Source organism: Mesorhizobium sp. BH1-1-4 (assembly GCF_020165665.1).
Taxonomy (GTDB): domain Bacteria; phylum Pseudomonadota; class Alphaproteobacteria; order Rhizobiales; family Rhizobiaceae; genus Mesorhizobium.
This window is the reverse complement of sequence record NZ_JAIUIN010000002.1, coordinates 245,993-267,222: the sequence shown is the minus strand read 5'-3', so window position 1 is coordinate 267,222 and position 21,230 is coordinate 245,993. Positions and strand designations below refer to the sequence as shown.

Sequence of the window (21,230 nt, the reverse complement as noted above, 5' to 3'; positions counted from 1 at the left end):
CCAGCACGCCTTAAGGACCTCAGGCTTGAGCTTTTGCGCAGCTATCGGTCCCTGTGGCGAGCCTCTGATGGGCTCATGCCGAACCTGCGACGGAACGTCCGGTTGAAATAGGACAGGTCACGAAAACCCACGTCATAGGCAATGCTGCCGATCTGGCGGTGGTGATGCAGCGGCGAGGACAACAGCCTGTCGGCTCTGCGAAGTCTTTCCTCCAGCACGAAAGCCGACAATGTCGCGCCTTCGAACTCGAACAGCTTGCGGATGTAGCGGGATGAGATGCCGTGGCGCATAGCGAGGCTTTCGGCGCTAACATCGTCTTGCCCGAGCGTGTCAACGATATCCTTCTTGACGGCTATCAACCGGGCCGCCCGAAGTCCGCGATCGGCCAGGTAGACGCCGGCATCGCCGGTGCTTTCAAGCGCCAGCGCGACAAGATCCTGGACATGGTTCACCGCCATGCGGCTCATGCCGGGGGTTGCGTAAAACGTGTCGCGCTCCAGCGCACGCACATAGACGTCTATCAGCCGCAAGCTCTCGGCGACGTGCGGAACGGGCATCCCGATCCGGCCGTCGATATCGGGCACGAAGGCGGAAACCGCATGTCGCGGAACCCGCAGAGAGATGCCGCGCTGGACGTCGGTGTGATACGCGATCGGATCGGCGCACGATCCCAGATGCGCGTTGCCCGGTGGAACATTTATCAGCTTGCCGCGATGTTCGATCTCGAGCCGGCCTTCGACGCAGATCGACAACAGGAGATCATCGCTGCCATCGCCCATGATCGGTTTGGTCCGCGTCGTGTGCGACGTGATGTGTCCAACCGTAATTTCCAGTCCCGGAAGCTCGCGGACTTGCATGTCGGCACGGAAGGAGCCATCCCGCAAGGCGCCGACGTCGAATGCAACAGGCTTGTGCAGCAAGACATTGCGCACGGCCGCAACGCGTTCTTGTTCAGGAAGGTCTTCGGTCCTGAAACGAGCGAAGAATCCGCTGGTAGTGCGACTGTCTTGTGTCTTCGCCGCTCGGGAATGATTGTCGTCACTCACCTTGCTGTTACGCTCGCTCGATCCGGTCGACGGACTGTTCTTGGGCCTTGCGAACATCCGACGGCGTGGTGCCGTGGGCGCGCCGGAAAGTCCGATTGAAATACGACAGGTCGCTAAAGCCGGTATCGAACGCGATGGTGCCGACAGAGCGATCGGCAAAACGCCCATCTTGCAGCATGTCATGCGCGCGCTTCAGGCGTTGGGTCAGCACGAAATCGGTGAATGTCCTCCCTTCGCTTTTAAACAGCCTGCTGATGTACCTCGCGGAGACGCGGTGCCGCGCCGCCAGCACCTCGACCGAGAGATCATGCTGGTCCAGTCTCCCCATGATATCCGACTTGATCGCCCGCAGCCTCGCTGCCCGCAACCCGTGCCCCTGCGCCATGGCGGTAACAGCGCTCCCGGCGCCAAGAGCCATCGCCACCAGATCATGGATGTGGGTGACGACTTGATGGCGGGTGCCCGGTGCCGCGAGTGTCATGTCGTCGTGCAGTGCAGCGACGTAGCCCAGAAGAAGTTGAAGAGCATCCGTTGAAGAGGGGATGAGGGTGGTCAGCACCTCACCCAGATTGGCGATCACCGGGCCGAGTATCATTGCCGGGATGGCCAGCGCCAGGAAACTTGCCGGTGACGGCGTGACAATCAAATCCAGATCGGCGGTCGAGATGACGGTTGCGTCGCCGGGCCCCAGGCTCACGTCGCGGCCGTGCGCCGAGACCGTGGTGGTACCGCTAGTCGGGACCACGACTAGAAAATTTTCGCTGTCTTCCTTTGTTCGAGCCGGCATCAGGCGATTGGGTGAGCCTGCGATCGAGGCAATGATAAGGCCGGGAAGCGTGCGCAAGCTGGCGGAGCAATGAAATGGCATATCGCCCAAAGGTTCCATGTCCAGTTTCATCACCTCGTGCCCGAAAATCTCGCGCCATGAGGCCAATGTTCTGGGCCCGGCAATTCCCTCAGTGGAGAATCGCACAGGCGTGAATTCATCCGCCGACAAGTTCACAGAAGCCCTTTCCCCGCTTGGCGGAATCCCAACGTCGTCCGTGACTGTAGATCAGAGCCATTGGGCGCTCTATACCGCAGGGGCCAATCGGCAGTGCCGTCTGGTCCGTATTGAACAAGCCAATGGCCGAATGCCCCAAGGCCGCTCATGGTTCGAATGAGCGGTCGAAGAGCAGTCCTGCGTGTGCGTCGTCGCATGCCCGACCGACCAGATCGAAAAGATGAGAGGATTGGCGCGCCAGATCTTCGAGCGGAGGATCGTTCGCTAGGCGCGTATGCCTGACGCAAAGGGCGCCATCCGGCCCCCAAGCCGCCTCAAGTGTCATGCCGGGAGCGACTTCATCCTTCTGCACGCCAATCCGATCGAAGATATCGATGGGCACGCCGTTTTGCGTGTGGCCAACCCCATTTCCCAGATAGTCGGCGCGAACAAGGCGCAAGCAGGTCTGATAGTAGGGTGCGAGTGAAGAACCGTCTGGCGCGCGCGCCCATGGCTTGTAGCCGAACCGGATGCACTTGCCCTCGGCGCCGGCGGTGCAGACGATCGCGACACGATCCGCAGACGCCGTATAGCGCATATCGGAAGAAAAACTGCCGCCCAAGGGGAAACCCAGGCGCCGACCATCGGGATCGGCATCGCAGATGTTGTGCCATCCCGCGCCAGCCGCGTCCTGTTCGGAGAAGGTGTAGAGAATAGTTTCTCCGGACCGATCGCGAGCGTCGCGCTCGACCGCATCGATCCGGAGGCTGCGCCGATGGCCCTGCCCATCGCCGAACGATATGACCGTTCCGGGCAAGGTACCCTGCGGCAGGATTTTGCTGTCACTCGTCATCACTCGAAACTGCGTTCCATCGACACTGACACTGCGGATCGATGGTTGAGAATATGCAGTCAGGGTGGTGGCGAGGAGCGCAACGACGAGCAATAATCCTTTTGCTACGGAAAACTGTGACTTCAGGTGCGATGTGTTCAATGGAGTTTCACGCCCTCGATCAACACGCCATTTAGGGTGCCGATTGCGGACTTGTCGGCCCCTGGGTTCTTGGCGGAGGTCAGCGAATTCCCCTGCTGGCCGTTCGAAGTCAGTGCGTTGGAGGTCAACGCATTGGATGTGAGGGAATTTGAGGTCAACGCGTTCGACGTCAGCGCATTCGAGGTCAGAGCGGCGTTCGCCGGAAGACTTGTTGCGGCAAGCCAAGCGGCCGCTGCAAGAGCGATCTGTTGCTTGAAAGACATGTTGATTCTCCGTTGTTATGAGCCAAGCTCCAGCCAGTCCATCGTTCGCAGTCATGCTGGCGGTGAACTTCAATATGATCTCACTTAGCCGATTGCCGTAGGAGCGGCTTGGACTGGAGTGCCCGACGAGTTGGACAATTCGGCCCAACTGAAGGCAACAGAAGAACAGGCCGTGCCAGATACAGGCGAGCACAAGCCAACGGGCTGGGCTGTAGATCAAACCACTTCCTGAGCAACGGCGTGTCGTAGACGCCACGCCGTGAATGAGGACGAAGCATGACGTACTCGCGCGTGCGTGACTTATAAGTAAGCGGTGTTTTTCCTCCCACATTGACCAAAGCGCGGTAGGCCAATTCAAAAGCTACCCCTAAATCTAAGCCAGCGTAGAAACCTCGGCCTTGTAGCGATGGTAGTCGTCGTCGAACTTCGCTTCGAAATAGTGCTCCTCGCGGGTAATCACCTGCGTTTGGATTGCGGGTCCAGAAATAGGAGGCGGTCGTTGCGATCAGTGCCGTTGGCTGCAACGGCGGAGCGTTTGGTGCCGACACAAGTTGCTTGGGGATGTTAGGTTCCGCGCATGTTGACCGTGTAACCGCCGTTCTGTCTTATCGGCGCGCGGACCTGCGTGCCGCACTGGCCGGCGCGGGAGACTCAGGCCCTGCGTCGGCCGCCTCCTCATCCTCTGATATTTTCACCGCTCGCCTCGCGTCCGCGCGATGGAAAAATTCCGACTAGGCCACGTCCTCATCGTCATCGCTGTTGAGGACATCAATCGCCCGCATTTCGGGCACGTCATCCGTGAAGTCTGGAAGGAACGTTAGCTGTTCTTCCGGTAGAGCTTGCGCAGGCGTTCGGCGTCGCAGAAGCCACGATAGCCTGATCGGACTTGACGAGCGCCAAGACATCTTGGACTGGAATGAACTCACTGATTTCGGTCCGCCGATCCCTGGCAAGGTGCATGGACCTGAAGTTGCAAATCAGCAGGACCATTTCCACAGTTGTCCCGAATACTGCCAGCCGGTCGATCAACGCTATTTTCGTCAAACGTTCTGGCACGAAGTGTCTGGTCACGAGCCGCTGGAGCCAGAGGCCCAGGCGAAGGTGATCGAATTTCGTCACCCGAATAACCGAGACGAGCTAATGGTATTCGAGTTTCGCCGCACGGTGCTCGCAATACGTTCTAGGCTCTAGCCAAGTCGGCTACGTACAGACCCATTCACGGATCGTGCATTTTTCGCCGGCCGCTTCGCAGGCCTGGAGGGCAAGGTCTTCCGCCTCGCTCCGGGTTTCGGCCGATTTTGCACCCCACCGGGTGAGCCGGTCATGCGCCCTCTTGGCTACCGCAAGGGCCCCACAGTGGTTGTAGGGGAAGCCGGTCTGGTCGTCGTCATCCCGATGGCGATGATTGCGGGATACGGTTACGACGGTGCAGGCGTGGCCGCCAGCATTCTGACAATGCTTGACCGCGATATCCATAGCCTCTTGCCGCTCGTCGGCCCCCCAGAAGAAGCCGTGTTTGGCGTCGGCGCTGGAATAGGCGATCGCCGCCCAGATGCCTTTTTCATCCTTCGGCGGTGGTGCTGGCGACTCGGACGGCCCGGCCGATAGGTCGGCCGAGCTGACCTGTCTTCCCAAGAGCAACAGAATGCCTAAAGCCGCAGCCGCAGTTCTAGCTCTCATCATCCGCAATCCTCCCGGCGATCTCAGCAGCTCATGTTCCTTTGGCGGCCGATGCAACGGAGATCACCACGCAGCTATTGCCCGCCGGCAGCAGAAGAGCCTGGCCGCCATTTCCAGGTAATTCGTAAACCTCGACCTGCCCGAGATGGTCCGTGATTTTGCTGCCTTTCGGAAGAATGGACGGCATATTTGCGCAGGAGCTCGCGAACGGTGCTACACGGACCATTGCCCCCTCACAGCCAGAACCGGTAGGCGATGCAAGGACCACACCGGCGGCCGGGCCACTATACTCCTGCGTTGCATAATCCATGCCGACCAAGGCTTCGAGTGTATGCTTGTCCGCATCCTTGTCGCTCCACGAAGATTTGACGGCGTATTTCGTGCCGGTGGTCAAAACCTGCCCGAGCACCGGAAAGACGGTGGAACAGGCTTGCGCGCCTGCTTGCTTGACATGCTGGACAAACGGCGAGTCCGGAAGCGCCGGCACCGCCGCCGTCTCAGCCTGAGCCGCCGTGGGGCCGGCGAACATACCGGTAATCGCGGCGTAGTTCGCTGCCGCGTACCCAACGCTCATCATAACAACCGCAACGAATGCGACCTCGAGGACGCGCCGCCACCTGCGCCTCGGCGCGACGAACCGTGGCGGTTGTGCCTCGATGCTCGGACCGCGGCGAGGCGCCGATACAAACTGGTCTTGCTGGCTCATTTCTTATCCCGATCAATTGATTGACGAAAAGGCTGCTGACAACCCTTTGAGCGTTGCGGTGACTGCGGTTGTTTTCCCATCCCTGGTTGGATAAGAAACCGTGAGGCTGGCGCTCTGCGATATTTGCCGGCGCATGAGCGGCCCGACAGGCATCATCCCGACACAGACGGCTTCGTTGCAGCCGTCGAGGTGAACGTCGACCGGCTGGTCCCGCCCTTGAAACTTGAACGATATTAGACCGTCGGCCTTTGCGTTCGGAGCCGTGCGCAAAATCATGTAGGGCTTGCCGTCCTCGGTGCCCGCGAGCGACCAGCTGAAGGCCATTTTGCCCGACGCATCATCGACGATCTGGAGGACGTTGCAGACTTTCTTGTGGGCCCTGATGGTCTGGTCGCAGATCAAGGTCCAGTTCTCGAAGGGGCGGATGATGCGCTGGAAGTCACCCAGGGTTGCATCGGGAGGCAAAGGGATTTCCGGCGGCCTGATCCGAGACGAATGAGCCTGCTCCTGCCCGACTGCCGCCAAGAGGGATCCGGGCAGGAGCAGGCAAGCCAGTGCTGTGGTGGCAAGACCGCGCATCCTCGACATCAGTTCAACGTGAAGCTCAGGCCGGCACCAACGCCGACACTTCCACCGGCGGCCGTGCCGGACACATTCGCGCGGATGTTACCGTCTTCGCTAGTGTAACCGGCGCCGAACGCGAAGGCGCCTGCATCGCGCCAGAAGCCGCCACCGGCAGCGACGCTCAGCTTGCCAGGCCGGTCGTCATATCGAAGAGAGCCTGCGGCAAGTCCAATGGCCGCCGCTTGCCTCGCTTCGTCCCTAATTCCGGCGACGTCCTGGTTGAGCTGGCCAAGTTTCTGGTCGGTGTAGTTGTTGGCTTGCTGCAATGTCGTCGTCGCCACGCTGTCCGTATATGACTTGGATGTGTCGATCGCGTAGGACACCCTGTTATCCGTATAGGATTTGCTCTCAGTCAGCGTCTGATGGAGTTGGCCCACGTTGGCCGCATCATCATCGGCAATACCGGCGCCTACATGGGAGATCACGACAGGAGAGTACATGTCGCCGCCCGTCAAGGTAATCTTGTTGAGCCTGGTCTTGGTTCCGTCAGGGTTGGTGACGGTGTCGTACTGCACCGCGTTATCGGCAATATCCCCGATGTCGCCGATCTGATCTGTCAGATCCTCGATCGCCGTGTTGGTGGCGTGGAGCTGCGATCCGTTCACCGCATCAGTGCTATCGGCAGAGACGCGTCCGGCCGCTACGTTGGTCAACGTCCTTTCGGCGCCGGCATCGCCCACGCTGACAGTACCGACCGGGGCGGTGCCTGCGAAATTATAGGTGTTGCCATTTATCGTAGTGCTGGACGTGCCGACGGCAGCCTGCGTCACCGAGCCGGAACCGAGCGCCACGTCATTGGCGTTGTTTGCCTGGGCACCCTGCCCGAGCGCAACCGCGCCTTGAGCACCAGCCATGGCACCGTGGCCGGCAGCCACGCTGTCGGTTCCGCTGGCCACACTTTCTGGGCCCATCGCGACGCTGTTGGTCCCGCCTGCGACGGAGTCGGCGAGGGTCGAATTGGCATGGAAATATTTGATGCCGCCGCCGTTGTTGATGTTGGTCAGCGCGTTGTCCACCGCCTCGAAGCTGTCATAGATGGTCGTGTAGTTGCTGCCCTGGATATTGTACGTCGGACCGGTGATCGAACCGTCAGCATTGACCACCGAGGTTCCCTCAATCTGGCTGACGACGTTTTGCTCCAGGCCGCGAAGCTGCGAGACGTTGACACCGTCGGTGTCCGCCGAACCCGCCGCAACGTTGGTGAGCTTACGAACAGCGCCTGGCGCGCCGATCGTCGCGGCTATTCTACATTCGGAGGGTGGGTGTTGCCCGTAAGACTTACTTGCCTTGTTGGTGAGAGCACGAGACTATTCGAGTGCCAGCAATGGTCCCGGTCCGACTGCCAAGATGCGCGCTGGAAACGGCTAGACTTGGCAGTCGGGCCACCCAACGGAGCCGCTAACCATGTCCGCTCACCGCTTCAGCAGCCCTGTTCACGTGTTCGTGGGACTTGGCTTTCCCCATGCGGTGTCGTCTGTGCAGGAAGCCCGTCAAGTCCTTGATGAATGGACGGGTCGGCACAGCTCGAAATACATGGCGACAGTTGCGCTTTGCAAGTCCGCACTTGCGCGCAAGGAAGACGTTGAGGCGGCTCGCATTGCCTTTGAAGCCTTTGCCCTGGCCCACGGAATTCTCGCGCCGGACGCAATCGAGCTCGCGATTGCACGCGCGGCAGACGAGTGGATGACAGCCTATAATATGCGGTCCGATGTTTTGGCTGACGGTTAGTCCGACCGCGAAGGTCGATCATCGGCATGAAAAGCGATCAGTGCCTCCAGTTCGTCAAGCGTGAACTCGATTGAGTATCGATATGTCGAACCATCGGCATAGATACCTTCTGCATCGATCGACAAAGTCGCCGTACCGCTTGCTCTGGATTCAATATCTCCAGGGATCAACGGCCGATGAAATATTGTTCGAGAACTTCCTTCACGCCTGGCTGGGCCAACCTGCATTCGCATTTTCTACTCCACCACAGTTGCTTCGCTATCAAGTGGCGGATCTCACCCCCCTCAACGTCGCTGAGGACGCAATTTCCGTGCCAGCGAAATGTGATCCAATACGGGCCACACTAAAATTGCTCGAAAGCATCAGGACCCACACTTTCGTACTGGGCTTCGTCGGAGTTGTTTGCTTCCGGATTGGCCCGCCCTTTTGGCCGGCGCAAAGGGACTAGCGGTTTGATCCCAGGCTTTGATGGCACATTATGTCGTCCGAATCAAAGGATGCGCTATGGGCCAGATTCTTCATGGGAGCGCCACGACGACAGAGGCGGTCCGTCGAGCGATACAGCATAGTCAAGAGAGCCTGAGGGCGCTGGCGAAGCGCTTCAGCATCAATCAGAAGACGATCAGGAAGTGGAGGAACCGGACGTCGTCCGCCGATCTTCCGACCGGCCCCAGAGAACCGAGGTCGACAGTGCTGTCGGTCGAGGAGGAAGCGGTCATCGTCGCTTTTCGGTGTTTATCCGGATCTCGATGTCGGATTGCTAATTCTGGTTGATGCCAGCACAGCAGCCACCGCTCGTGCGGCAGCGGGCTGCTCTGCCATCTCTTGAGTGCTGCACGCGAGGCTACAGGCGGAGAATCCCTCGAACCGGTCGAGATGGGTGTTGAACACCCGGAGCCGCCCTCGCAACGCGCTCGATCTGGGCAATGTTCGTGTCGACCTCCTGGCCGTCATCATTTGGGATGAAGGTTGCGCATCTTGTAGACATTGCTCATTCTCCATTTGGGTTAGGCACTGGGGAGGGCCGCCAAATATGGCGACTGCGAAATACTACGTCTTCAACGAGATCGATCGATGGAAAGTCCGATATGACGGGAAAGAATACCCTTATGAATCCAAAGTCGATGCTGTGACGGCTGCGGTTAAGGCCGCAAGCGGTGCAGCGTCCAATGGCTTCGATGCCGAAGTTTTAGTCCAAGGTGTCGACCTGAAGTGGCGTACCGAGTGGGCGAGCGAATGAATCAGCGCTTTACTTCCCCCGGTCCAAAGTCGCGGCCTTACCCCTGGGTTCCTCTCCGGATCGAGCAAAAGCGTTTCGAGCGCGTAGCAAGGTGAGCGCTGAAGCCGGGGCAAAGGGCGCTTTGAAAGGTCGAGTTTTACAGATTTGAGCAATCTGACGTTTTAGAAACAGCTCTATAAGCATTGCTGATGGATAGCGAAAGCCAACTGGATGACGTCAGCGGCAAACCCCATTGCAATCCGGAAAGTACAGGACGTCTGGGTCGTTCAAGTTCTGGAAAACGGGCAAATAAAGTCACGGAATTTCGACACCGAGATCCTCGCGAGCAACTACGCGGCCGGGCAGCGCCTCCAGTTTCGGCAACTAGCCACCAAGAAGGCTCGCGAGTTCCACCGAGAGGCCGGGAAAAATCGGCTGTGACCCGTTGACTGAACTGGTGAATGTGTTGCCGAGAGAAGATTGCACGCGGCTGTCTGTCGCCTCAACAAGGGTGATGTCTTGATCGCTTGCAGCTTGGCAATGTCATTCGCAACGCGGACCGTGGCAGCACGACGGATACGACATGGATCCCATTGATTGCAAGGCTGCGTAGCGCCGCCTGCCTCGATCGCGCGCAACCGCACCTTGCCGCTCTCGAACGGGGTTGTGCGGCGGTCGACGCTGACCTCAACCGCGGCAAAAGCCTAAACAACTACCCATCCGCTGCCACCCGATGGTCTCGCCCGCGGCAGTGGTCGTATCAGGGCCAGACGCCAAATCACGGGCTACGCGCTCACGATTTCAATGGCGGATTAGGCAGGCATATCTCTACGCAGCGCCACGGTAACAGCGGCCATCGGGCCCAGCCATCTATGTCACCAGTATGCGCGCAGCAACTTCTTATATTGCGGAGGGACTTGCCGCACGATGTGGTCGTAAACATCTGGGCTAAGTAACACCCCGAATCTGCTCCTCAGCAATAAACGGTCCATCACCGTAGGGTTCTTTCGCACTACCGCGATTCCCGGAAACGCGTTCGTTGCGCGATAGAGGATTTGGTCAATGTCAGCCCAACGTGCCTCTTGCCAACCTAGCACGCTCTTCGCGCGAATCCCGTCCATTCTGATTTCGACGTGGTCGATATTAAGCCTAATCCGGCCGAGCCCAATTCCAACAAGTCCACAGAAAAAGGCCAGCGTTGCGTGAAGAGCAAATCTTTCCGTTGGCGGCATTAGCGCCACCAGACGCGCTGGCCATGAGTAAACGTGCCAGTTCGGATCAAGCGAGGCGATGGCCATCCACATAGACCAAAGCGCCAGCGCTATCATCAGCAGCGCCCCCTTCAAAAAGGGATCGGATCTAAGCCAGTTCACCATCACATTCTCCGCCATGCATGCCGATGGGCGATACATCAGAACAGCGAATATTCAGTTGTTAAGACGCCGAAGAATTTATCGACTTTGAATCAAAGACGTGTTGTCGCAGCCTTTCGGGGCCAACGCCTAGTCAAGCCATTGAGGTGCGGATTTGGTTCCAGTGATGGGGCTGGGGCGCCTCCTGATTAACAAATGACCGCCAAGGGCATCGATGTGAACGCCCTCGCCACGCTCGAACGGGTATGCCGCGAGCATGGATACCCGCAATCGATCCGCGTGGACCAGGGCTCGGAGTTCGTCTCCCGCGACCTCGACCTGTGGGCTTACCAGAAGGAGGCCGTGCTCGACTTCTCCCGGCCAGGCAAGCCGACCGACAACTCGTTCATCGAGTCGTTCAACGGCAAGTTCCGGGCGGAATGCCTGAACGCCCACTGGTTCCTGACGCTTGACGACGCCCGTCGGAAGATGGAGCATTGGCGTCGAGACTACAACGAGGTTCGTCCTCACAGCGCCATCGGCAACAAGGTGCCGATATCGCTCGTGGACGGCTCCGGCGCATCCCATCCGCCGCGAGCCTAAGCCCGGAAAATCCTCCAGCCGGGCGGTCCAAAATCGGGGTGCACCTCAATGGGAACAAAGGGTCTCAGGTCAAATGGAGGAGCTTCAGGTTCTCAGGTCACAGGGAATTGACGAAGCGGCCCGACAGTCCGTCGTTGGGGTCTGGCTGACCGCCGGGCCTAGCCGACTCGGGCAAGACGGCTAGCGTGATCGTAATATTAGAAAACCTGCAACAACACCCAGCCGGTCCCGTTTTCCCCCGTATTATGCCATTTCGGGAAGGGGGTGCTGGCATCGCTCTTGCATCGGATGGGTACCGGGTAAGTTCCGGCCCTGATCGCGTAGCTGATCAGGTAGTAGGCGCGCCGGGTTTGAGGTGGTTGGGGTCTTCGCCTGGCGAGTTGACTAACTCTGCGACGGCCCGGCGCCCTAGTTAGGATCGGGATCGTTTTGTGAGAAACGGCTCGGTGAGCTCGACAACTTATGCACCACTGGCGCACCATTGTGACGACAGGAGGACAAGAGCGACGCCTTGGCGCTCGAGCAGGCGATGGTGGCAGGATGGAGCTAAGGTGCGGGTAGAGAAGTTCACGTGGAAGCTGAAGACGCATTGGTAGAAAGGCCGGCGCCCTCGCTGGGAGATTGCCTAATGACGCCGGCCAGACGGTCCATTAGGTCCGCCGCTCTCCGAACATAGCTGAGTCTTGCTTTCACGTCATGCGGTCAAGGACTATGCTTTGGCCTTGCGCTTAGCGGGCTCCTTCTCGGCTGGGGCGACTGGCGCAGCTCTCCGCCCTAGCCCGATCGACTTAGCCAAAGCAGAGCGCCGGGCGGCATAGTTTGGCGCCACCATTGGGTAGTCGCCAGCCAGATTCCACTTGATGCGATACTGATCTGGCGTCATTCCGAGCTGAGCGAGGTGTCGTTTCAGCGATTTGAACTTCTTGCCGTCTTCGAGGCAGACAATGAAGTCAGGCTGTACGGACCGCTTCGGATTTACCGCAGGCACAAGCTCCGCTGCTGGCGCGGCCATGGGCTGGCTGAGACCCGACATTGACTGATGAATTGACGCAATCAAGCCAGGTAACTCGCCGACTGGCACGGGATTGTTGCTGACATACGCAGCGACAACATCAGCGGTTAGTTCTGCAAGCGCCGTTGCGCGAAGTTCGACTTCGTTGGTCATCGTTCCCCCATTCGGGAAAAACGTATTAGAGATCCCTTAAATATGCAAGCTCATGCTAGGCCGCAGATCCTCAAGGTACCTGCTGATTTCGATGACTACGTCTGCATCAATGCTCTTGGGCAGTTTGCGCATCAAGCTTCTCCTTCCCCTCATCATGCTCTGAGCCGAGAGCATGAGTCTCGCAGAAATCTCGATGCGTTCATGACTTGCTTTCTTGGTACGTTTCGAACGTTGGCCACGGAAAACAGGGGCACTAGATATGTTGATCAACGAAAGGCGCCGAGATACTTTCGCTTGCTTTGGGGAGATGCAGTCTCCTGAATATCTAGCCGCGCTAGCCAGAGGTCTTGACGATCGATGACGTGAGTTGGGCCCGGCGAACGGCGACCCCGGCAGAGAACAGCTCGGCCGAAGGGTAATGCATCTGTTTGAGACTGGCGCCCTCAGCGCCGATGACTTGAAGCGCGAACTGTCCCAAACGCTTCCCTAACAGATCGCCGATACCAGGCGAAAGAAAGCCCGATAGCGGAGCCTGAGGGCGATATTCAATGGATCGTTGCCGCAACCGCACCTCTCGACGCTCGGTGCTTCTGCAAATGCGAAACGCGTCGCGCCGCGCCGCGATCGGAGGATGGAGACCGTATTCCCTTTTTCAACCTCGCTCGAAATCTCCAACTTCATTGGCGGCTTCATCAAGACCCTGAGCAGCGGCTCGCTTGAGCCACATACGGCCGGCAACTGGATCGTGCTCGCCGGCAATACCTTTGCAGAGATAGCGACCAAGCATGAGTTGGGCGTGTCCATGCCCTCGTTCGGCGGCGGCTGCGAACCATTTCTGTGCGGCCTTGCGATCGAGAGACAGGCCCTGCCCGCTCTCGTATAGCGCTCCGATTGCATACATCGCGCCAACATGTCCTGCCGCGGCGGCCTGCTTGAACAGGCGAGCCGCGGCAACGGGCGAGCATTCTCCGCCACGCCCGTTGTAGAGCATCTCGCCAAGAGCCACCTGCGCGTCCGCCATGCCAGTTTTGGCCGCGCGCTCAAACCAGACCCGGGCCTGCTTCTGATCAGCGACCATGCCGCGCCCATCCTGAAGCATGCGCGCATACATATACTGCGCCTGAGCCATGCCTTCGGCTGCGCGCCTCATCCACATCGCCGCCTGTTCCTGGTCCTTGCGAACGCCAATCCCCTCAGAAAAGCACAGTCCAAGATTGAAGGCTGCGATGGCGTCTCCTGACGATGCATTTGCACCGAACCACTCTGCGGCATCCACATCATCTGTGCGATCGCCGCCGCCTTCCAGGACAAGATTTGCAAGGTCAACCTGGGATTCGCGATTGCCGCCATTTGCGGCAACGCGCAGCCAGCGCTTGCCCTCATCGACGTCCAGGGCCACGCCATTGCCGGAAAGATAAAGAGAAGCCAGCGAACGTGCAGCGACCTGATGGCCCGCTTCCGCGGCACGTCGATACCAGGCTGCGGATTCCACATAGTCCGGCTGGGGACGCTTCATGTACAATTCGGCTAGCTGATAGCAGGCGTCGCGATTTCCGGCCAACGCGGCGCGGCGCAACCACGCTTCGCCAGCTGCGGGATCCTGGCGAGACAAGGTCCCCTCAATAAGGGAAAGGCCCAGCCTGAATTGGGCGGAGGCAAGACCCTTTTCAGCGGCAAGCTGATACAGTTCGGCAGCTGACTCAAGATCGACGGGTACGCCCATTCCGCGTTCGGTCAGGGCGGCAAGAAGATAGATCGCCGTCGGTAGCCCGGCGTCGGCCGCGCGCCGAAGCGCCTCGGCAATTCTTGTCCTGTGTTCAGGCTGCTTGCGGCGGATAAGTGAGACAGCCAGACCAAGGCACCCTTCCGGACAGCCGGCGGCTGCGGATTTCTCATACCAGAAATGCGCGGTATCGAGGTCGCGTATGGTCTTTGGGCCTTTGCTCAGAATGTAGCCGAGTATGGCCTGACCAGTTGCCGACCCTGCCTCCGCGGCCTTTTGAGCGAGCGGAAGCGCGGTCTCGAAATCGGGCTTTTGTGACGGTTGCGAATTGAACATGCTTTCCGAGCTGACGGGGGCCGCGGTGTCCTCGTTTTCAGCCAGGCCGGTCGTGTAAAGCGCCGCAAGGAGCGCCTGCGCATCGGCGTTCCCGCCGTCCGCAGCGCGGCGCAGCCAACGTGCACCTTCCAATCTGCTGGGGGGCACACCCGAGCCCTCGAGATAACATCGCGCGACGCGGTACTGTGCCTCTGGAATGCCGGCACGCGCGGCGGTCGCCATCAGACGAAAGGCTTCGGCAGGCTTTCCAGCTTCAGCCAGTCGAATTGCTCTACGCAGCGCCAACGGCGGGTGGATGCGCCCGGCCAACCGGTCCATCATCGCCATTTCACGGCTCCCGCATCGCTTCTTGGCCGATCGGCAACACCGTGCCGAGAATGTATTTGAGAACCGTACGACGGCCGACTTTGACGTCCGCAGTGACCGGCATGCCAGGTACTATCGAGAAGCCGGCGGGCACGCCGTGGAGAGCGACGTCGTCGATTGAAATCTGCGTACGGTAGAACAGGTCCGCGTCCGAGGGCAGGATTGCCAAAGAGCTGTTTGGATCGCGCGCTTGGTCCCTGGCCGAAAACGAGTCCGGACTCACCCGCCGAACGGTGCCATGAGCTAGGCCGTATTGCGAATAGGGAAAGGTATCGAATTTGATGGCCACGGGGTCGCCCGTGTGGACGAAGCCGCTGCTGCGGCCGACAATATTTGTCTCGACTTCGAGCACCGCATCGGCAGGGACGAGCGTGAACAGCCGCTCTCCAGACTGCAGGACCGAGCCCACGGAGACTTTGGCGATGGATTGAACGGTAGCGTCGGCCTCGCTTCTGAGTTCCACCAACTTTTTGCGCAGCATAGCCTTGTTCAGGAGCTCACGGGCGTCGGATATGCGCGAGCTGGTGTCCGACAAGCTCTGCGAGATATCCGCATGCCAGGTCTGAATGTAACCGTCACGCTCTGCCGCAACGCCCGCCTGCTGGCGCTTGGCAGCTTCGGATGTCTGTTCGGCATTGGCGAGAGCGCGCTGCATCTCCGCCGTGTTGTCCTCAGCAAGTAGCGTGTTGAGGCGGCTCCCGACTTGTCTTGCTTCGAGCTGCTTGCGCATTTTCTCGACGGATGCAGCAACAGCCAAACGTTGACTATAGCCGGCGGCGTCGGACTGGGAGCGCAAGATGACGGAGCTGAGTTCGTCATTCTGTTGATCGAAGCTGTTCATCTTGGCATCGTAGACGGCTTTGCGACGATCATAGATCGAGCCCTGCAAAGTCCAGCTCGGGTCAAGCCCGTTATAATTGAATGGCTTTCCATCGGCCTCCGCCTGTAGTCGGGCCATCTGGGCCTCGAGGGTCGAGACTTGAGCGGTCAACGCGGTCTGATCGGCAGACGCGAAGGTAGAGTCGAGACGAGCCAGCAACTGGCCGGCTTTTACAAGCTGTCCTTCTCGCACCTCGATCGAACGAACAATGGCTGTCTCCAGCGGCTGAACAACGATGTTGGGTGATTGCGAGACCACCATGCCTCTGGTTATGACGACCTGGTCAACCGGAATGACCGCAGCCAGTGTTATCAACGCAACGACCAGGCTTGATATGATCCAGATGATGCTACGCGCCACTCGCGGAATGGGTGCGTTGGCGACCGTCGTCGACGGCAACTGGAACTCGAGAATGGCAGGCGCGGTCGGATCACTGCGCTCCTCTCGGCGCCGACGGGTAACCATGGGGGAATGGGCGGTGACGCTCATGGTCGGCAGCTCACGTAAGTCCGGGCGGCACAGCCGCCAGCCGGCCATATCGGCCCTCAAGATGGCGATTCTGCTGCGACCAAAGCTGGCGATAAACCCCGCATCGTTCCAGCAGGACCGAATGTGGCGCGACATCGAGAACCTTGCCCTGATCCACAACGAGAATCTGGTCGCATTCTGTAAGTGATGCCAGCCGGTGCGAAACAATGATCATCGTGCGACCGCTTGCGATGCGCATGAGGTTAGCGCTGACCACCGCTTCACTTTCCGGATCGAGGGCGCTCGTCGCTTCATCCAGTATAAGGATGGTCGGGTCGTGAATGAGCGCGCGGGCAATCGCCAGACGCTGCTTCTGTCCGCCCGACAGGTTAGGCGAGCCTTCCTCGATATATGTATCGTAGCCATTCGGCATGCGTTCGATGAACTCGGCGGCACCGGCAAGGTGGGCAGCGCGCATGGCATCGGACAGCGTCAATCCCTGGCGTCCAGCAATGATATTGTCCCTTATGGAGCCGCGGAAAAGGAAGTTGTCTTGAAGCACGACGCCCAGGCCCTGACGAAGGTGACGCAAGTTGATTTCCTTGAGGTCGACCCCATCGAGCTTGAGAAATCCGCTGTAGTCCCGGTTAATGCCCTGCAACAGCCGTGCAATGGTCGATTTTCCCGAGCCGCTGCGCCCGACTATGCCGAACATGCTGCCAGCGGCGATATCGAAGCTGACCCGGTCAAGCGCCGGCGTCTTTGTGCCGATGTAACTGAAGGTCAACTCGCTGAACTTGATTTCGCCGACAAGTTTTGGTCTCAGGCCGGTGGAGTTGGAACTGCTCTCCAATGGGCGGTTGAGCACTGAAGCCGCCTCGCCTATGGCGGCGCCGACCTCTTCGTAATCCTCGACCAGCTTTGCGAGGCCTACAAGCGGTTGCGCCACGCGCTGGGCGATCATCATGAAGGCGAACAGGCTGCCGACCATGTAGCCGGTGGTGTCGTTCATGGCGAGATAAGCCCCGATCAGCATTGTGCCGAGCACCATCGTCCGCTCGACAGGCGTGACGAGAGTCTGTGGCCAGTTCGCGAGTTGTCCGAATGCGAGGCGTGCCTTGCCTGCGTCCGCCACTCGCTCGTCCCACAGCGCCTTGCGTTGTGGTTCCAGACCAAGCGCCTTTACCGTCTTTATGCCGACGACGGTTTCGCCAAGCGCCGCCGACTTCCAGGTCTCGGCGTCAACCACGTGCTGGTATCTGCGCCTTAGCGGCGCAAGGAATGCAAAGATGATCAACATGATCATAACCGCGCAACCAAGCACCATCCAGGCGAGCGTCGGATTTATGTAGAACATTACGGGAACCAGCACGCAAAGCGTGATCAGATCCAGAAATGTGCTGAGAAGCTTACCGGTGAGAAACTCGCGGATACGATAGACCTGTGCCAGGTGGTACAATGTCTCGCCAGCTGGATGACGCTCGAAGTAGTCAAGAGGCAGACGCAGGAGCCGGCTGAAGACGTGCAGGTTCAGCTTGGTGTCGAGGCGGGTGCCGACCACATTGATGATCAGCCGTCGCGCGTGACCCAGCAGCGTTTCATACGCGAATACCACGACAATCACTGCACTCAGCAAAGCCAACGTCGAGATGCTGTTGTACTGCAGCACCTTGTTGACCACCGTCATGACGATGAGAGGTGGCAGAATGGTCAGGATGCTGAGAGTGAACGAAGCAATGCCAATATCGCGTAGCGGCCTGCTCTCGAGCCGCACAAGATCTACGAGCCAGCGGAATGTGAAAGGCGCGTCGGCGGCGATGAAGGATCGCTCAGGACGCAGCAACACCACCTCACCCGACCAGACCCGCGACAGCCTCAATTCGTCGATCGCAATCGCCGCGGCGTCATCGGGCGCATCGACGCTCTTCAGCAACACGAGATTGCGTTCGGCGCTGGCGCCGGTTAGCAGGCCAGCGCGACCGTCGCTGAACAGCAATACCACGGGTCCGTTTTGCTCCAGGCGCAGCAGGTGCGACCACCGGACGCGAACCGCGCGCGACCACATCCCGCTGTTTTTTGCCCATTGAGAGAGATCGGCCGCAGTTGGGATGCTACCTGGGTTCGCGGCCCTGAATTCGTTGGGGTCGAGTTCGACACCGTGATAACGGGCGACCTTGATCATAGCACGGAGTCGCGTAGCGACGACCCGACCCGTTTCGTCGGGATCCGCCGGAACCTGTCGCACTTTATCCTCAGTCGCAGGCTTGCCGGGAGTATCGGTATGGTTTGGGTCCGGCTTTGGCCCTGAGCTGGAATGTGCGGTCACCTGGCATAGCTCCTGCGAACCATGGGCGGGCGTCCGAGGTAGACCCCTGCACGTTGTTGCAACCGGGATTTCCGGCAATGCCGGCCACGGACCGAAGAGGACTGCGGCGGGAGCCCGCTGCCGCTGCGAGAAACCCGTGCGCGCGGGCCCGGCTTTTCAGCCAGGTCCGCGCGCGTTGTTTTAAACCGACGCTCAGTCATGCGGCTTCAGGATATTGTTGAGAGCCTTCTTCAACGAGTCGTCGGTCTGAGCATACCCAGTGCTCTGCTTGTCAGACGTGAGTTCAATGGTCGAACCGGACGGGTTGTTCTGAGCTTGGCCAAAGCCTGTTACCGAAGCGAGCATGTGCAGGAGGTCAGCCGCAATCGAAACAACAACGAGGCTGATGAGCTGCCTGAACAAGTCTGGGCTGTCAGTGAGGCCGCCTGACTGAATGAACTGCTTGATGTCTTTCAGTCCAAGCGTATCGGTCGAGATGCTGCCGGCCTGGCTGCTGGTCGACGCGTTGTCATTGTTGCCATGCCCGCCACGATCATTGCCATGGTTGCCGCGGCCATTGTCGCCGCCGCGGTCACGGTCATTGTGGTTCCCATTGCCATCGTGGCGATCGTGGTTGTGATTGCCATTGTGACCATGGTGATCGTCGTGATGGTGGTTGCCGTTGTGGTCATGGTCATGGTTACCATCGCCAGTAGCCCCAGTCGGACCAGTGTGCCCGGTAGCTCCGGTAGGCCCGGTGGCGCCTGTGTGCCCGGTTGCACCAGTCGCTCCGGTTGCACCCGTTTGGCCAGTTGCACCTGTGGCACCCGTGGCGCCAGTTGCACCTGTGGCTCCAGTCGTACCTGTCGCTCCAGTCGCACCTGTGTCACCCGTCGCTCCCGTTGCACCGCTCGCCCCGGTTTCACCAGTCGCACCTGTTGCGCCGGTTTCGCCAGTGGCGCCGGTCGCTCCGGTGTCACCAGTGGCCCCTGTTGCGCCGGTTTCGCCAGTGGCGCCGGTAGCTCCGGTGTCACCCGTCGCTCCGGTTGCGCCGGTCTCGCCAGTGGCGCCGGTCGCTCCGGTTGCGCCGGTCTCGCCAGTGGCGCCGGTCGCTCCGGTTTCACCAGTCGCACCTGTTGCGCCGGTCTCGCCAGTGGCGCCGGTCGCTCCGGTGTCACCAGTCGCCCCGGTTGCGCCGGTTTCGCCAGTGGCGCCGGTCTCGCCAGTCGCACCCGTTGCTCCGGTCTCGCCAGTGGCGCCGGTCGCTCCGGTTTCGCCAGTGGCTCCGGTCGCTCCGGTGTCACCCGTCGCTCCGGTTGCGCCGGGTTCGCCAGTGGCACCCGTAGCACCGGTGTCACCCGTCGCTCCGGTTGCGCCGGTTTCGCCAGTGGCGCCGGTCGCCCCGGTTTCGCCAGTGGCGCCGGTCGCTCCGGTTTCGCCAGTGGCGCCGGTCGCTCCGGTGTCACCAGTCGCACCTGTTGCGCCCGTTTCGCCAGTTGCACCGGTGTCACCCGTCGCTCCGGTTGCGCCGGTTTCGCCGGTGGCACCGGTCTCGCCAGTCGCACCCGTTGCGCCGGTTTCGCCAGTGGCGCCGGTCGCTCCAGTTTCACCCATGGCGCCCGTGGCCCCACTTGCCCCCGTGGCGCCGGTCGCACCCGTGGCGCCAGTCGCACCCGTTGACCCAGTCGCACCCGTGCCGCCAGCTGCACCCGTCGCACCACTTGCCCCGGTGGCTCCCGTGGCGCCAGTCGCACCCGTTGACCCAGTCGCACCCGTGGCGCCAGTTGCACCCGCCGCACCACTTGCGCCGGTCGCACCCGTTGCGCCAGCAGAGCCAGTTGCTCCTGTCGCACCAGTCGCTCCCGTGGCGCCGGTTGCACCGGTCGCACCCGTGGCACCAACACTACTATTTGTGGTGATGGAACTACCAAGCAGTATCGATGAATTGGTAGACGAAGCGAGTGTTATGCTCCCATTGCTATCGTCCGCGCTGAAGAGCAGGATTTGCCCGCCGTTTAGAATTCCATTCCCGTCCCCATCAACGGTGAACGTTCCAGAAATGCTGACCAGGACCTGCAGCGAGCCCGCGAAATTATTGGACGCTCCTCCGTCAGGAATCTGAAAAGAACCGACAATCACCAGGACAGGCGCGGCAGTCGTTCCCGTATTCTGGACGATATAATAAGTGCGGTCGTCAGTCGGATTTTCGGCTACAGACCAATCAACGTTGATATAAGGCAATGTCGCCGGATAGCCGGCGACTCCAACCGGCGTCAGCGGTGCATGCGTGCCGCGCGAGCCGGAGACGTTCTCCAACTCCCAGCGTCCGCCTTTCGCCGCGGCACCGACCAGGCCCGTTGCCGCTGCGACCGGCGCGCCCGTCGTGCGCGACAGCCCCTCCACAAAGGCGCGCCCACGGGCGCCTTCACCCGTCTGGCAGCTCCACAGCAGGAGATCGCCGCCAGGTACCAGTGAATTTCCGATCGCCGCGAGATCGCCCTCGTGCTTGTCGAGATTTGCCAGCGACAGCGAGCCGGCGCTGAAGCCGAGTTCGCCCGGGCAACCGTGAACGACGATATGGATCGCATCAAGGCCCTCGCGGCCGAGCAAGGCGTGCGCGATCTCTTGCGCAGCGGGCATGGTGCCGACGAGGAGAACTGGCTGTACACCAGGCCGCAGGCCGGCGACGAGCACGGGAATATCGGAGACCGCGGGATCGATGAAGACGATTTCCCTTGTCGCTGCCATGAGAGTGTCCTCCAGGACATGGATGGATGGAACTGACGTCGT

At 60.1% G+C, this 21,230-nt stretch carries 16 protein-coding genes and 3 pseudogenes; 5 read left to right on the top strand and 14 right to left on the bottom strand.

Annotation, left to right across the window (positions count from 1 at the left end; genetic code table 11):
- Positions 1–41 precede the first annotated feature (41 nt).
- The 4 genes from LB569_RS04890 to LB569_RS04875 form a co-directional block, all read right to left on the bottom strand.
- The gene (locus LB569_RS04890; RefSeq protein ID WP_224691509.1) at positions 42–1,103 is read right to left on the bottom strand and encodes a helix-turn-helix transcriptional regulator; all 1,062 of its coding nucleotides are present in this window, start codon (positions 1,101–1,103) and stop codon (positions 42–44) included.
- A complete protein-coding gene (locus LB569_RS04885; protein WP_224691508.1) occupies positions 1,054–2,019 on the bottom strand; it encodes an AraC family transcriptional regulator in 966 nt (321 codons plus the stop codon). Before LB569_RS04885 ends, LB569_RS04890 begins: the two co-directional genes overlap by 50 nt.
- Positions 2,020–2,194: 175 nt before the next feature.
- Positions 2,195–3,022, bottom strand: a complete 828-nt coding sequence (locus LB569_RS04880; protein WP_224691323.1) for an ADYC domain-containing protein — start codon at positions 3,020–3,022, stop codon at positions 2,195–2,197.
- Entirely contained in the window at positions 3,019–3,285 is a 267-nt protein-coding gene (locus LB569_RS04875) for a hypothetical protein (RefSeq protein ID WP_224691322.1), read from the bottom strand. The genes LB569_RS04880 and LB569_RS04875 overlap by 4 nt, the downstream gene beginning before the upstream one ends.
- 906 nt (positions 3,286–4,191) lie before the next feature.
- Here LB569_RS04875 and LB569_RS04865 point away from each other — a divergent pair.
- Positions 4,192–4,476, top strand: a complete 285-nt coding sequence (locus LB569_RS04865) for a hypothetical protein (RefSeq protein ID WP_224691321.1) — start codon at positions 4,192–4,194, stop codon at positions 4,474–4,476.
- A gap of 9 nt (positions 4,477–4,485) precedes the next feature.
- Here the strand turns inward: LB569_RS04865 and LB569_RS04860 are convergent, their stop codons facing one another.
- From LB569_RS04860 to LB569_RS31915, 4 genes and pseudogenes are all read right to left on the bottom strand, one after another.
- Positions 4,486–4,965, bottom strand: coding sequence for a DUF4189 domain-containing protein (locus tag LB569_RS04860; RefSeq protein ID WP_224691507.1), 480 nt, complete (start codon positions 4,963–4,965; stop codon positions 4,486–4,488).
- Positions 4,966–4,996: 31 nt separating this feature from the next.
- Entirely contained in the window at positions 4,997–5,671 is a 675-nt protein-coding gene (locus LB569_RS04855) for a hypothetical protein (RefSeq protein ID WP_224691320.1), read from the bottom strand.
- Positions 5,672–5,683: 12 nt separating this feature from the next.
- Complete coding sequence (locus LB569_RS04850; protein WP_224691319.1) at positions 5,684–6,250, bottom strand: invasion associated locus B family protein; 567 nt, start codon at positions 6,248–6,250, stop codon at positions 5,684–5,686.
- A gap of 8 nt (positions 6,251–6,258) precedes the next feature.
- Positions 6,259–7,530, bottom strand: a pseudogene (locus tag LB569_RS31915) (YadA-like family protein); the annotation flags it as partial.
- A 169-nt stretch (positions 7,531–7,699) separates the two neighbouring features.
- Between LB569_RS31915 and LB569_RS04830 the strand changes: the two are divergent.
- The 3 genes and pseudogenes from LB569_RS04830 (at position 7,700) to LB569_RS04820 (ending at position 9,263) form a co-directional block, all read left to right on the top strand.
- On the top strand, positions 7,700–8,023 hold the full coding sequence (locus tag LB569_RS04830) for a DUF982 domain-containing protein (RefSeq protein WP_224691318.1): 324 nt from the start codon (positions 7,700–7,702) through the stop codon (positions 8,021–8,023).
- A 504-nt stretch (positions 8,024–8,527) separates the two neighbouring features.
- Positions 8,528–8,755 (top strand): annotated as a pseudogene (locus tag LB569_RS04825) (IS481 family transposase); the annotation flags it as partial.
- A gap of 301 nt (positions 8,756–9,056) precedes the next feature.
- Complete coding sequence (locus LB569_RS04820) at positions 9,057–9,263, top strand: hypothetical protein (protein ID WP_224691317.1); 207 nt, start codon at positions 9,057–9,059, stop codon at positions 9,261–9,263.
- An 854-nt stretch (positions 9,264–10,117) separates the two neighbouring features.
- Here the strand turns inward: LB569_RS04820 and LB569_RS04815 are convergent.
- Entirely contained in the window at positions 10,118–10,618 is a 501-nt protein-coding gene (locus LB569_RS04815) for a hypothetical protein (protein WP_224691316.1), read from the bottom strand.
- A 201-nt stretch (positions 10,619–10,819) separates the two neighbouring features.
- Here LB569_RS04815 and LB569_RS04810 point away from each other — a divergent pair.
- Positions 10,820–11,197, top strand: a pseudogene (locus LB569_RS04810) (integrase core domain-containing protein); the annotation flags it as partial.
- 709 nt (positions 11,198–11,906) lie between these two features.
- Here LB569_RS04810 and LB569_RS04805 read toward each other — a convergent pair.
- The 5 genes from LB569_RS04805 to LB569_RS04785 all read right to left on the bottom strand — a co-directional run bounded on the left by LB569_RS04805 (position 11,907) and on the right by LB569_RS04785 (position 21,188).
- On the bottom strand, positions 11,907–12,362 hold the full coding sequence (locus tag LB569_RS04805; protein ID WP_224691315.1) for a MucR family transcriptional regulator: 456 nt from the start codon (positions 12,360–12,362) through the stop codon (positions 11,907–11,909).
- 652 nt (positions 12,363–13,014) lie between these two features.
- Positions 13,015–14,748: a tetratricopeptide repeat protein gene (locus tag LB569_RS04800; RefSeq protein ID WP_224691314.1), complete on the bottom strand. Its 1,734-nt coding sequence runs from the start codon at positions 14,746–14,748 to the stop codon at positions 13,015–13,017.
- A 1-nt stretch (position 14,749) separates the two neighbouring features.
- Entirely contained in the window at positions 14,750–16,156 is a 1,407-nt protein-coding gene (locus LB569_RS04795; RefSeq protein WP_224691313.1) for an HlyD family type I secretion periplasmic adaptor subunit, read from the bottom strand.
- A 10-nt stretch (positions 16,157–16,166) separates the two neighbouring features.
- Entirely contained in the window at positions 16,167–18,317 is a 2,151-nt protein-coding gene (locus LB569_RS04790; RefSeq protein WP_224691312.1) for a peptidase domain-containing ABC transporter, read from the bottom strand.
- 336 nt (positions 18,318–18,653) lie between these two features.
- Positions 18,654–21,188, bottom strand: a complete 2,535-nt coding sequence (locus tag LB569_RS04785) for a DUF4347 domain-containing protein (protein ID WP_224691311.1) — start codon at positions 21,186–21,188, stop codon at positions 18,654–18,656.
- Between the last annotated feature and the right edge of the window lie 42 nt (positions 21,189–21,230).